The organism is Synechococcus sp. MU1611, from assembly GCF_020514255.1.
In the GTDB taxonomy this organism is placed as follows: domain Bacteria; phylum Cyanobacteriota; class Cyanobacteriia; order PCC-6307; family Cyanobiaceae; genus Parasynechococcus.
In genome coordinates, this window is sequence record NZ_VTLC01000002.1 from 1 (window position 1) to 11,901 (window position 11,901).

General features: G+C 61.4%; 11 protein-coding genes. 5 read left to right on the top strand and 6 right to left on the bottom strand.

Annotated elements, in window-relative coordinates; all coding sequences use genetic code 11:
* Nucleotides 1–128: 128 nt before the first annotated feature.
* From FZZ92_RS04470 to FZZ92_RS04485, 4 genes are read right to left on the bottom strand one after another with little or no spacing between them, the layout of a single operon-like run.
* A complete protein-coding gene (locus FZZ92_RS04470) occupies nucleotides 129–932 on the bottom strand; it encodes an inositol monophosphatase family protein (RefSeq protein ID WP_226399034.1) in 804 nt (267 codons plus the stop codon).
* Nucleotides 926–2,743, bottom strand: a complete 1,818-nt coding sequence (locus FZZ92_RS04475; RefSeq protein WP_226422690.1) for a TolC family protein — start codon at nucleotides 2,741–2,743, stop codon at nucleotides 926–928. The genes FZZ92_RS04470 and FZZ92_RS04475 overlap by 7 nt, the downstream gene beginning before the upstream one ends.
* Nucleotides 2,744–2,767: 24 nt before the next feature.
* Nucleotides 2,768–4,165 carry a TIGR03279 family radical SAM protein gene (locus FZZ92_RS04480; protein WP_115025437.1) on the bottom strand — a complete coding sequence of 466 codons (1,398 nt, stop codon included), beginning with the start codon at nucleotides 4,163–4,165 and terminating at the stop codon, nucleotides 2,768–2,770.
* Nucleotides 4,166–4,184: 19 nt separating this feature from the next.
* Nucleotides 4,185–5,048 carry an undecaprenyl-diphosphate phosphatase gene (locus FZZ92_RS04485; RefSeq protein WP_226422691.1) on the bottom strand — a complete coding sequence of 288 codons (864 nt, stop codon included), beginning with the start codon at nucleotides 5,046–5,048 and terminating at the stop codon, nucleotides 4,185–4,187.
* A 111-nt stretch (nucleotides 5,049–5,159) separates the two neighbouring features.
* Here FZZ92_RS04485 and FZZ92_RS04490 point away from each other — a divergent pair, with 111 nt between their 5' ends.
* From FZZ92_RS04490 to nadB, 3 genes are all read left to right on the top strand, one after another.
* Nucleotides 5,160–5,870 (top strand): DUF3120 domain-containing protein, encoded by a 711-nt coding sequence (locus tag FZZ92_RS04490; RefSeq protein ID WP_226422692.1) that lies wholly within the window; start codon nucleotides 5,160–5,162, stop codon nucleotides 5,868–5,870.
* A 112-nt stretch (nucleotides 5,871–5,982) separates the two neighbouring features.
* Entirely contained in the window at nucleotides 5,983–6,390 is a 408-nt protein-coding gene (gene psbU / locus FZZ92_RS04495; RefSeq protein WP_115025434.1) for a photosystem II complex extrinsic protein PsbU, read from the top strand.
* A 71-nt stretch (nucleotides 6,391–6,461) separates the two neighbouring features.
* Nucleotides 6,462–8,120 (top strand): L-aspartate oxidase, encoded by a 1,659-nt coding sequence (gene nadB / locus FZZ92_RS04500; protein WP_226422864.1) that lies wholly within the window; start codon nucleotides 6,462–6,464, stop codon nucleotides 8,118–8,120.
* Between the two features lies 1 nt (nucleotide 8,121).
* Here the strand turns inward: nadB and FZZ92_RS04505 are convergent, their stop codons facing one another.
* Nucleotides 8,122–9,051 (bottom strand): vitamin K epoxide reductase family protein, encoded by a 930-nt coding sequence (locus tag FZZ92_RS04505; RefSeq protein ID WP_226422693.1) that lies wholly within the window; start codon nucleotides 9,049–9,051, stop codon nucleotides 8,122–8,124.
* 85 nt (nucleotides 9,052–9,136) lie between these two features.
* Here FZZ92_RS04505 and rimO point away from each other — a divergent pair, with 85 nt between their 5' ends.
* On the top strand, nucleotides 9,137–10,513 hold the full coding sequence (rimO, locus tag FZZ92_RS04510; protein WP_226422694.1) for a 30S ribosomal protein S12 methylthiotransferase RimO: 1,377 nt from the start codon (nucleotides 9,137–9,139) through the stop codon (nucleotides 10,511–10,513).
* Nucleotides 10,510–11,733, top strand: a complete 1,224-nt coding sequence (locus tag FZZ92_RS04515) for an MFS transporter (protein WP_226422695.1) — start codon at nucleotides 10,510–10,512, stop codon at nucleotides 11,731–11,733. The genes rimO and FZZ92_RS04515 overlap by 4 nt, the downstream gene beginning before the upstream one ends.
* Here the strand turns inward: FZZ92_RS04515 and FZZ92_RS04520 are convergent.
* Nucleotides 11,726–11,818 carry a cytochrome B6 gene (locus FZZ92_RS04520; protein WP_115025429.1) on the bottom strand — a complete coding sequence of 31 codons (93 nt, stop codon included), beginning with the start codon at nucleotides 11,816–11,818 and terminating at the stop codon, nucleotides 11,726–11,728. The two genes, FZZ92_RS04515 and FZZ92_RS04520, sit on opposite strands and share 8 nt — an antisense overlap.
* Between the last annotated feature and the right edge of the window lie 83 nt (nucleotides 11,819–11,901).

The following is an 11,901-nucleotide window of genomic DNA, read 5'->3' on the forward strand; positions in this document are numbered from 1 at the left end:
ATCTTGTAAGTCGCCTCAGACACATCAAGACTTTCGCCTTCAGCGCTTCGGCTTGCGCGCTCGCCTCTCGGCTCCCGCGCAAGACAAAACCATAACACCACATCTCCCCAGCTCGCAAGAGGCACGTTTCAAGGCTGCACCAGAGCCTCTCCCCATGGAAGGAAACGCGCCAGATGAGCCCATGAACCTGCCGCCAACATGGGGAAACCCCGTTCAGCAACGTCCTCACCCGGAGAGAGCTGAGCTGGATCCACATCCAACCAGCGAATTGGACAACCGAGTTCGTCGAGCACCAACCAGGCCGCAGCCAAATCCCAGATCTTGGGAGTGGCCTCTAGTGAAGCGATGGTCTGCCCCATCGCCACGCTCACCAGATTGAGGCTGGCAACACCAAGCAAGCGAATCTTTCCAGGGAAGCGCTGATCAGGTTTGCGCTGCAGCACACGGATCGAACGACTGCAAAGCGAAACACAGGCACTGGTCGCCAACGCTCGGGTCTCAGACGTGAGCGGTTGATTGTTTCGGGTGGCGCCGCGGCCACGCAGAGCGACAAAGCGTTGCCCCAGTGCTGGCACATCCAGAAAGACCTCACTGGGTCGGCCGTCAACAAAACGCGCCACGGAAATCGCCCAATAGGGAATGCCGGCCGCAAAATTGGTGGTCCCATCCAAAGGGTCCACCACCCAATAGGCCCGCGTGGCTGGGACTGTTTTGGATCCCTCCTCGCTGAGGACGCCCTCCCCTGGGGCAATGCTGGCCAAGCCCTCAACCAGAGAGGCATCACTCCAGCGATCGCAGTCGGTGATCAAGGAACCATCCGGCTTCACATCGGAACCGATCTGGCCAAAATCCTGCAGCTGACGAGCACGAATGCGATCCAGCAGCAAATGTACTGAGCTCAGTTGATCGTCACTGAGCACCAACGTCACCACAGAGGCTGAACAGGACTGCTCTCAGTCTGATTCACCGTCGAATCTGAGAAAGCTAAGGAGGGACAGGCGGACTTGAGCGGCGTTGGCTCAATGGGAATCGGTGCTTGATCAGGTACCGGCTTGGCTGCCGGCAGCGACACGGCATTACAAACCACCAAGGCATCCAAACCTGTTCGGCGCCTCAGCTGCGCCAGATTGGTGTTGTAATCGCGAATTGCGCCGGCGTATCGCAGCTCAGCGTTGGTGAGATCACGCTGGTTGTTAACCACTTCCCGCTGGGTGCTGACGCCAGCCTGGACCCGAAGCTGCGACAGACGCAGGGATTCTCGAGATGACACCACCTCGCTAGACGTGGTCTCAATGCTCTGAATGGCTGTTCGTAGATCGATGAAGCTGTCCTCAACTTCAAGCCGGATCTGATCACGGGTATCGGCGAAATTGAATCGGCTCTCGTCTGCGGCCTGCTTGGAGCGCCGGTATTGGGCGCGGGCCCGTCCGCCATCAAACAAGCGCCAGGTTGCCGTCAACGCCGTGCTGTTCTGAAAGCCGTATGTGAAATTGCCCATATCAATATCGTTCGACGTCTGACCGGTCTGACCTTGGGTCCGACTTGTCGAGGTGGAGTTAACAAACCTGAGAACGGGCTGAACAGCGGCAAGAGACGCATTAGCTCGGCTGTTGTTGATGGAGATATCGAGGATTAATTGGTCGAGCTCCTCGCGGTAGTTGTAAGCAGCAACGATGCTCTCTTCAAGCGATGGCTCCCACAAGCCCAATGGGCGAGCAGGTGTCGCTGCGGTTGGAGTCACATCCTGTGGAAGATCGAGCAGCGATGCCAACCGACGACGCGAAACGCTTTGCTCACCCAAACGAGTGGTGAGCAGATTGCGGTCGCGAGCCAACTGAGTCTCTGCCTCCAAAACCTCCAATTTGGTATTGACGCCTGCGTTGAAGCGGGCCCGTGCATCACGCAAACTCACCAACGAAGCCTGAACCGAGACTTGGCCAATGCGGACACCTTCATCAGCTTCTTGCAGATTGAAGTAGGCAGTTGCTGAGTTAAGACGCAGATCACGCAAAGCTATGAGATAGGAATCGCGCGCCCGCTCAAACTGATCCCGAGCTGCAGCGATCTGGGGAACACGTGCGGGATTAATCAGGTCCCAACTGACCTGCAAGTTGACATTGAGACGCCACTCTCGGCCGTAGCGCTCGTTGTACCCATCCCGCGTGACAGGCTTTGTGAACTCTTCACCGGTGTTGGGATTGGTCCCACTTTTTTCACCGGTGACGGGATTGATAACGCGGGTCGTGGGTTTTCGAACTACCCGATCTGGGACGAAATCTGGATTTTGGTAGGAGTACGACTTGAGATATTCAGGGAGACCACTGGCCGAGAGGTCGACAGTGGGGTACCAAGCTGCAATCGCTGCGCGGAGTGCAGACTTGGCCTGATCAACCCGACTGGCAGCAGCCTTGAGCTTCGGGCTGTTGAACTCGGCCAGCTGAAGAGCCTCCTCCAGGGTGAGAGGACGCAGCTCATGAATGCGCACCTGAGCCGGCGCATCAGGGAGCGCCAGGCTGGGGGGAGCAGCCAAAGGAACGAGGGGAGGCGGCAAGACGTCGAGAGCCGGAGCTACGACAGATGGATCAGCCTTGGGGCGTGCACCCTTCAAATCGATCGCATCGGGAAGCGTGTTCTGGTCAACCAATGCCGACTCAGTCTGCGCAGTCTCCTGGCTGAATGCAGAGGGAACACCGGTGGAGACGACGCCCGCAACGAGACAAATACCCGCGGTGATCCGGCGCACAGCAATCAAAACCTTTGGCGGAGCTTAGGGACTTTTTCCTACGGCACTCAAAACTGAGGCCACGACGTCAGCCGCCCCATGCACAATCCGGATGGGGACCGGCAGCTGCGCGGCCAGGGCCTCCAAGGTCATGTCATCGAGGAACACAGGCTGCCCCTGCCGCAACATCACCGACGGCAGCAGCAGCTCATCGCCAAGATCTCGCCCCTGCAACCCACTGAGCAGATCCTGTCCAGTCAACAGTCCGGTCACCACTTGGTCCTGCCCCCAATAGGGACTCGGCAGTCCGATCAGGTGAAACTCGACACCATCAACGCCATTCAACCGTTCGGCCACGGGCTGCAATGCCTGTGCGACGATCTGACCCACCACCCAGCTGCAACGACGGGGCTGCGGAACCGCTCTGGGCAGGTCTTCAGTCGCGGCATCCAGAGCTTCGAGGAAGGCTCGAATGCTGCCCACGCCGTTCTCCTGCTGCGGAAGATCCTCGTAGTCATCCCGAGGCGGCAACGGCAACCCAGCCATCAAGTACCACTCATCCGAGAGCCAAGCAAAGCGAGTGCCCAAGGCCGCCTGGAAGTTCTGCTGCATGGGTTCCACCTGGGCAATCACCTGCCGGGCACAGGCCGGATCCACAGGAACAAGGCCATCTTCAGCCGGCCTGAACCGGGTAAGCCCCACCGGAACAACCGCTGCGGACAACACCGCCGGCCAGGGGCCAGACGCGAAGGACGCCAGGTCGTCCAAGGTCCTCTCCAGTGCAGGACCGTCATTAAGCCCTGGGCAGACCACCACCTGGGCATGAATCTGCAGATCACGCTGGTCAAACCAGGCGAGCTGATCCATCACCTGGGCAGCACGCGGGTTCACCAGCAGCCGGGAGCGCAGGTCAGGCTCCGTGGCATGCACCGATACAAACAATGGAGATAAACGCTGCTCCTCAATCCGCTGCCAATCGGCCTCGCCCAAATTGGTGAGGGTCAGATAGGAGCCATAGAGAAAGCTCAGCCGGTAATCGTCGTCTTTTAGGTAAAGACTGTCGCGCCGGCCTGGGGGCTGTTGATCGATGAAACAGAACGGACAATTGTTATTGCACTGACGCAAGCCATCAAACAGGGCCTCGGTGAAGGCCAGGCCAAGACCGTCATCAGCCTCCTTTTCCAACTCCACCTGATGCAGAGCACCCGCTGCATCACGCACCTCAAGGCAAAGCTCCTCATCCACGCAGAGGTAGCGGTAATCGATCAGATCTCGTGGTCGAATGCCGTTGATGCTGAGCAACTGATCGCCCGGCTCAAAACCCAACTCCTCCCCGATCGAGCCGGCCTCTACGGAGGCCACCACAGCAGGCTGCGGCTGGCGGCCACTGCTGGTTGGATCCAGAGCTGCTACGGCAACTCCAGCGGATGGCTCATTCCACACAAGCCGACTTCATCTGAACTCAGTGTGCGCCGTGAGCGCCCCACCAGACCAGCAGAAGCAGACCGAACAGCAGCCTGTAGGCAACAAAGATCCAAGTGCTGTGGCGCTGGAGGAACTTCAGCAACCAATCAATCGCCAGCCAGGACACCAAGGCAGCTGAAAAAATGCCTACCAACAACGGGAGGGGGCCGTTACCAGCACTGGCATCCAGAGCATCCTTGAGTTCCACCAGCCCCGCAATCGTGATAGCGGGGATGCCGAGCAGGAAAGAGAAGCGTGCGGCGTCGGCCCGCTGCCAACCATCGAACAGGGCAGCTGTGAGGGTGCTGCCAGAACGGGACACCCCTGGAATCAAGGCCAACGCCTGCGCCACGCCCACCACGAAGCCATCACGCCCTGAAACATCCGGGAGCTGCTTGCGACGGGTTCCAGCCCGTTCCGCCAAAGCAAGCAACAAAGCCATCACGATCGAGACGATCGCAATGGAAAGAACACTGCGCAGGGGCGACTGTTCGTAACCCTGAGCCCAGAAGAATTTGATGCCCAGCCCGACCACCAAGATCGGCAGGGTGCCCACCGCCATGGCGAGTCCAAGACGTGCCTCCGGCTCCCGCCACTGGCCATGGCGAATGGCACGACTGATTCCCCGCAGCACCTGGCTGAGATCGCTGCGGAAATAGGCGATCACCGCAACGATGCTGCCCAGTTGAATCGCGGCGGTAACAGAAACGCCAGGGTCGCCCCAACCCAAGAGCACAGGCACCACCTTTAGATGAGCGGTGCTGCTGATCGGCAGAAATTCAGTGAGTCCCTGCACCACTCCCAGCACCAGATCACGCCAGCAGGCCTCAAGCAGGGTTATGGATGCAGAGGGGTCCGCCATCGAGACAACAGATGTCGCCTTGACGGTATCCCCGGCCCGCAAGGCAGGGATGTCGGCCGCGTCACTTGAAGATGTCTTCTAAGGTTCCGTGACTTTCTTCATGAAAAGGATTTGATCGGCGGCACCTGGCAAACCTCAGCCTCCGCACGGTCGTGGTCCTTTCCGGTCGCGCGCATCGCTGCAGCAATGGTGGTGCTGCCTGTGTTTCTGCAGGCACCTTGGGTTCGTCTGGATCCTTTCTCAGCAACCCTTTTCACGGGTGTTCTGATTGCAGCCGGCCTGGTGTTGCATCAGAGCCGCTCCCAGACGGCTTCCGACCTGGGTTCCCTTCTCGTTGGTTTCAGCGGTAGCTGGCTTGCGGGCTGCATTTTCTGGGGTTGGCTGCGGGCCCATCCCGTGCTGCACCTGCCCGTTGAAGCCTTCGCTTTGCCTGTTGCCTTGGGTGGCCTGCAGGGCCGCTGGCGGCTGGCGGCAACGTTTTATTTGTCATCTCTATTGGGTACAGCCTGCACAGACCTGGCCATGGCGGCCACCGGCGTGATGCAGTTCTGGCCGGCAGTCGTGACCGCTTCCCTGGATCAGGCTCCTCTACTGCTGCATCAGGCAGGGCTGCATTTGCTTCAGCCCCTGCCCATGGTCACCCTGATGATTGCTGCTGCGATCGTCCTATTCGTTGGACGTCGCCTGAACACGAATGGCAACGATTCCAACGGTGAGACCGGAGCCATGGCAGCTGCTGTGTTGATCACAACCCTTTGGGTAGACGGATTATTCCTGCTCTCGGCGTTGCTGCAGCCAGGGCTCAGCGGGCTGATCGAGTGAAACGAACTGCAAAAGCTGCTGCAAATCAGAGGGTTTAAAGGGGCAACGACTTGTAGTCTTCCCGAGCCGGCAACGCCGGTCGTCCCGTTCTGACCCCTGATCGAGAGTTGAGATGAAGCGGCTTCTGAGCTGGCTGACCGGCGCACTGGTTATGGCAAGTCTGATGGCAGGCCTTGTGCTTCCCAACAGCGTTTATGCCGACGACGACCTTCGCAGCAAGTATTCCGGCAACGAGATCCGCAACGTTGTGGACGACAAGATCGCTGAACGTGAAGGCAAGGTCGACCTCAACAATTCCTCCGTGCGTCGCTTCCAGCAATTTCCTGGCATGTATCCGACCATGGCCGGGAAAATTGTTCTTGGCGGCCCCTACGACAGCGTTGACGACGTGCTGTCTCTCGACCTGACTGATCGTCAGCAAGAGCTCTTCGCCAAGTATCGCGACAATTTCACTGTCACTCCTCCTTCCATTGCTCTGAATGAGGGCGACGACCGCATCAATGACGGTCAGTACCGCTGATCCATTAACCCCGTCACAATGACTGTGATTGCTTGAACCGCCGGACCACCGGCGGTTTTTTTGTCCCCGTGATGGCACAGCCCCGCTGCTCTGATCCCATCCCCTCAGGTCCCTGGGACGTGGTGGTGATCGGTGCCGGGGCAGCTGGGTTGATGACCTGCCTTGATCTACCCCCAGAGCTGAAGGTCTTACTTCTCAACCGCAACACGGGGCGGCGTTCCTCCAGCCGCTGGGCCCAGGGCGGCATCGCCGCGGTGACCCGGAAGGAAGACAGCGCCGACAGCCATGCCGAGGACACCCTTCTGGCCGGAGCTGACCTCTGTGATGGCGATGCGGTGCGACTGCTGGTGCAGGAGGCACCCCATTGCGTGGATCGTCTTGACCAACTGGGCATGGCTTTTGACCGGGATCAAGACGGTCTTGCCACCACCCTGGAAGCAGCCCACAGCCACAGGCGAGTCCTGCATGTGCAGGACCAAACCGGACGGGCTCTTGTGGATGTGCTGCGGGATCGTGTCGAGCAACGGCCGGGGTTGCTGCACCGCCGCGGCGTCCGGGTGACCCAGCTGCTGGTGCGCGATAGGCGCTGCTGCGGCGTGCAGGTGCTGGATGGGGCGAATCTTCACGGCATCGAAGCCCGCGCTGTCGTGCTGGCCAGCGGCGGGGGAGGCCATCTGTTTGCCAACACCACCAATCCTGCCCAGGCCTGCGGCGAGGGCATCGCCCTGGCCTGGCAAGCGGGGGCTGCAGTAGAAGATCTGGAGTTCGTGCAATTCCATCCCACGGCCATCCGCCTGGATGACGCACCCTGTTTTCTGATCTCCGAAGCCGTTCGCGGCGAAGGTGGAGTGCTGGTGGATTCCCTCGGGGGCAGCCCTGTGGCCCATCTGCGCCAACGCGACCTCTCACCGCGGGATCAGGTGAGCCGGGCCTTAATGCAAGCCATGCAGCGGCAGCAGGTGAAACAGATGTGGCTGGACTTCGCCGCCATCCCGCGCGACCAAGCGGAGCGACGCTTCCCAACAATCCTGGACCGCTGCGATGAACTCGGACTCAATCCCTTGGAACGGCCGATTCCCGTGGCCCCGGCTGCCCACTACTGGATGGGAGGAGTCGCCACGGATCTGCAGGCCGCCACCACACTGCCGGGGCTTTATGCCGTGGGGGAGGTGGCCTGCACCGGCCTGCATGGGGCCAACCGTCTTGCCAGCAACTCCCTGATGGAGTGCCTGGTGTTCGCCCATCGACTCAAGGAGATCGAGCTCGGGCCAGCCCTGCCGACACCTACCAACGGCACAGCCCAACCCCTCGAGCTCGACCTGGACGGGAGCAGTAGTTCGCAGTTGATCGACGCGATCGAACAGCTGCGACAACTCTGCTGGCGGCGGGCGGGTGTGGAGCGGTCCGCCTCCGGACTGCGCAAGGCCCTAACCAAGGTCAAGGAGGACGAACAGCACCTGGAACAGCAGCCTCTGCTTCGGGCCAGCAGGCGAGCGGACCCCTGTGCCCCTCGCCTGCTGGCGGAAAGCAGCCGACGCGATCTGAACCTGTTGCTGGATCTGCACCACCGGCTTTTAACCAGCCGTCTGATGCTGGAGGCCTGCCTGTTTCGCGGAGAAAGCCGAGGCGGTCATTACCGCAGCGATGCTCCGGCGCCGCTGCCGCAATGGCGGCAGCATTCCAGGCAGCAACGAGAGCAGGGCATCTTCACCCGAGCCGTGCGCCCTTGATTTAGAAGTCGGTGTTGCCGTCGTAGCCGCTGAGTTCCGCCAAGGTGTCGAGCCCTTTCACGCCGGAGTCGACGCTGCCATTGATCTCCCAGCTGGGGAAGCCCTCTAATCCTTTGCTGCGGCAGAGGTCAGCCTGATTGTTTTCACCATCAGGCGCGCACTCAACCACCTTGAGCTGATCGGAAGCCTGCTTTCCGAAAAGCTCCTTCTGATCATGGCAATGGGGGCACCAGTAAGCGGAATACATCACCGCGCCACTGCTGGTGAGGTGCTCGGCCAAGGCGATCGACGCAGGTGTGCTCTCGGTCGTGACGAGCGGGGCAACGCCGGTGCCGCTGGCCACGGTCTCGGGCCGATTGGGATCGACCACCGACGCCCAAATCAAGCCCCCCAGAAGCACGGCCAGGGCCAGCAGCACACCGCGGAACAGCAGCTGCCCCAGATCCTCCCAGCCGCCTCCAATGATGGAGAGCACCAACAAAGCCAGGGACAGCGCCGCGGAGAGAACACAGAAGAAACAGAAGGCCTGAATCTTGAGCAGCATCACGCCCAGCAGCACACCGCTGAAGACGGCCATCGCTAGGGAGACCGTGAACAGGCCCCACCAGGTGCGTCGCGAGAGGTCGGCCTTGTTTTCCTGCAGACCTGGCAACAAGGGCAGCAGCGCCATCAGGAGCACCGCGCCATAGGCCAGCACTCCTATCAGCGAAAGAGGGATCTCAGCGAAGACCGTCCCCCAGGCGCTGTTGAGCACCTTGTCGCAACCGTCAGCCCCCATCGGACAGGTGAGGTTGCCAAGCAGGCCCCAGCGCTTGAGGGTGATCGAACCGGTGTCGATCAGCCCAGCAGTGGCCAGCACCGCCATGGCGATGCGGGCCCATTTCGCGCCTGAATCTTGGCGTCGACGGCTAAAGAGACGGGTGGTGCCCATCCTTGATCTTCAAGTATTCGAATTCTGTCAGTTCCGGCGTGATCAAGCCGCTTCGTAGGCTGAGAGATGGCCTGCCGGCGACGTGATGACAAGCACCCCGACAAAACCGACGGTCGCGTTCGCCCACCTGGGGTGCGAGAAGAATCGGGTCGACACCGAACACATGGTGGGGCTGCTGGCGGAAGCGGGCTATGGCGTTAGCACCGATGAAAACGATGCCGCCGTGGTGGTGGTGAACACCTGCAGCTTCATTCAGGACGCCCGCGAGGAATCGGTGCGAACCCTGGTGGGACTGGCAGAACAGGGCAAGGAGCTGATCATCGCGGGATGCCTGGCCCAGCATTTCCAGGAGGAATTACTGGAGTCGATTCCGGAAGCCAAGGCCATTGTGGGAACCGGCGATTACCAGCACATCGTTGACGTGCTGCAGCGGGTGGAGGCAGGCGAGCGGGTCAACCGGGTCAGCGCCGTTCCCACCTTTGTGGGCGATGAATATCTGCCGCGCCAGCGCACCACCGACCAGGCGGTGGCCTTCCTCAAAGTGGCCGAGGGCTGCGATTACCGCTGCGCCTTCTGCATCATTCCGAAGCTGCGGGGGGATCAGCGCAGCCGACCGATCGAATCGATCGTGGCCGAAGCCCACCAACTGGCCGAACAGGGGGTGCAGGAGCTGATCCTGATCAGCCAGATCACCACCAACTACGGCCTCGACCTCTACGGCAAACCCAAGCTGGCGGAACTGCTGCGGGCCCTGGGCGACGTGGAGATCCCCTGGATCCGGGTGCACTACGCCTACCCCACCGGGCTGACCCCGGATGTGCTGGCGGCCTACCGGGAGGTGCCCAACGTGGTGCCCTATCTCGATCTGCCGCTGCAGCACAGCCATCCGGAGGTGCTGCGGGCGATGAACCGCCCCTGGCAGGCGGATGTGAACGACCGCCTGCTGGATCAGATCCGCGAGCAACTCCCCGACGCGGTGCTGCGCACCACGCTGATCGTGGGGTTTCCTGGCGAAACGGAAGAGCACTTCCAGCACCTGATGGGCTTCCTCGAGCGGCAGCGCTTCGATCACGTGGGGGTGTTCACCTTCTCGCCGGAGGACGGCACGGCAGCTGCCGACCTGCCCGATCGCGTCGATCCAGAGGTGGCCCAGGCACGCAAGGATGCCCTGATGGCTCTGCAACAACCGATTTCGGCGGAACGCAACAGCCGCTGGGTGGGTCGCACCGTGGACGTGCTGATCGAACAACACAACCCGCAAACCGGCGAGATGATCGGTCGCTGCGCCCGCTTTGCTCCAGAAGTGGACGGCGAAGTGCGGGTGCAACCCGGCGCCGATGGTCAACAGGCCGCACCGGGGAGCCTGGTGCCGGTGGAGATCACCGGTGCTGACATCTACGACCTCAGCGGGCGGATTGTGGGTGCCCGCGCCATGGTGGCCGCAGCTAGACGCCAGGGTTGACCCTTTTCAAACTGCAGGCCGAGCAGCAACGCCAGCTTTTTCTGATTGCCTCCGGCGTGAGCACGGCCGGTTCGTTCGCCGGCATCACCGCCAAGGGCTGGATCCTGATGAAAGGAGAGGTGGATCCCTTCGTGCTGGCATTGAACTTCGCCGCGCTGTCGCTGCCGACCCTGCTGGTGAGCGGACCAGCGGGAGTGCGCACCGACCGCGTGGGCTGTGAAGGGGTGCTGGTGCAGGCGCAATGGGCGCTGCTGGCCGCCTCAGGCCTGGGGGCACTGGCCATTCCTCTCTTGGAGGGCACACCCCAGGTGCTGCTGCTGCTCTGCAGCACGTTGCTGGTGGGCATCGCCGGCGCCTATGAGCTGACAGCCCGCAACAAGTACTGCTCAATCCTGGTCGAGCAACCCGGGCAGCTGGCGGGCTACCTCACCAGCTTTTCGGTGGTGTTCAACGTGGGCAAGCTGGTGGGCCCCCCAATCGGTGCTTGGTTACTGGTGGCCACGGGCCCGGCCTGGGCCCTGGGCATTGATGCGGCCAGCTATCTGCTGCCGATCGCCAGTGTGATGTTCCTGCTCAGTCCGAATCGGGATCAGGAGGTGCGCAGCGGCGGCGGCCAGGACGCCAGCTTGCTCAATGCCTGGCGCCACTGCGGCAGCACCCTACAGGGGGTGCTCAGCTTCACCGCCGTTCTCTGTCTGATCGGGTTCTACCACCCGGGACTGGCCCCATTGATTGCAGATCGCATGCTGGGACCCGATCCTGGAGACCTGGCGCTTTTCACCAGCGTGCTGGCCGCCGGAAGCATCGTGGGCGGCGCGGTGCTGCAACGCAACAGCCAACGTTTCTGCCGGCGCCCGTTCCTCACCCTCGGGAGCTTCGGCTTGGTCACCGCTGTGGCCCAGCTGGGGATGGCCCGCACACCCGGGCCAGGATTCAGCCTGGCCATGGCCTTCCTGATCGGCGCCGGCACCGCCGGACTGCTGAGCAGCTGCAACCTGATCAGTCAGATCGGTTCACCACAGGTGATGCGCGGCCGCATGGCTGGACTGAGCCAGATCGCCTTCCTGGGCGGAGGCGGCATGTGTGGATTGCTTATTGCCCTGCTGGTGAAGACCACCAGCCTGTCAACGGCCTTTGCACTCACCGGAGGCCTCAGCGCTGCTGTGGCTGTGCTCTGGATGCGAAAACGAGGGGCGAAGCGTCTGGAACAGCTCAGATGAGCTTGATTCCCTTGAGGATCTTGGTGAGCACAAAAGCCGTCACCAGACCAGAACCAACCAGGCCGAGATAAATGCCGACGCCCATGTGCAAGTACTGAGGTGACCACTATTAGATCAGACATTCGCCTGGGTTCAGGCCATTGCGCTTAGGGTTTGTGAACAGCCGAT

What these genes read in the sequence shown, in the direction of transcription:
- FZZ92_RS04485 (WP_226422691.1), bottom strand. Translation starts at nt 5,048, where the DNA reads ATGGCGGACCCCTCTGCATCCATAACCCTGCTTGAGGCCTGCTGGCGT.
- psbU (WP_115025434.1), top strand. Translation starts at nt 5,983, where the DNA reads ATGAAGCGGCTTCTGAGCTGGCTGACCGGCGCACTGGTTATGGCAAGT.
- nadB (WP_226422864.1), top strand. Translation starts at nt 6,462, where the DNA reads ATGGCACAGCCCCGCTGCTCTGATCCCATCCCCTCAGGTCCCTGGGAC.
- FZZ92_RS04505 (WP_226422693.1), bottom strand. Translation starts at nt 9,051, where the DNA reads ATGGGCACCACCCGTCTCTTTAGCCGTCGACGCCAAGATTCAGGCGCG.
- rimO (WP_226422694.1), top strand. Translation starts at nt 9,137, where the DNA reads ATGACAAGCACCCCGACAAAACCGACGGTCGCGTTCGCCCACCTGGGG.
- FZZ92_RS04520 (WP_115025429.1), bottom strand. Translation starts at nt 11,818, where the DNA reads ATGGGCGTCGGCATTTATCTCGGCCTGGTTGGTTCTGGTCTGGTGACG.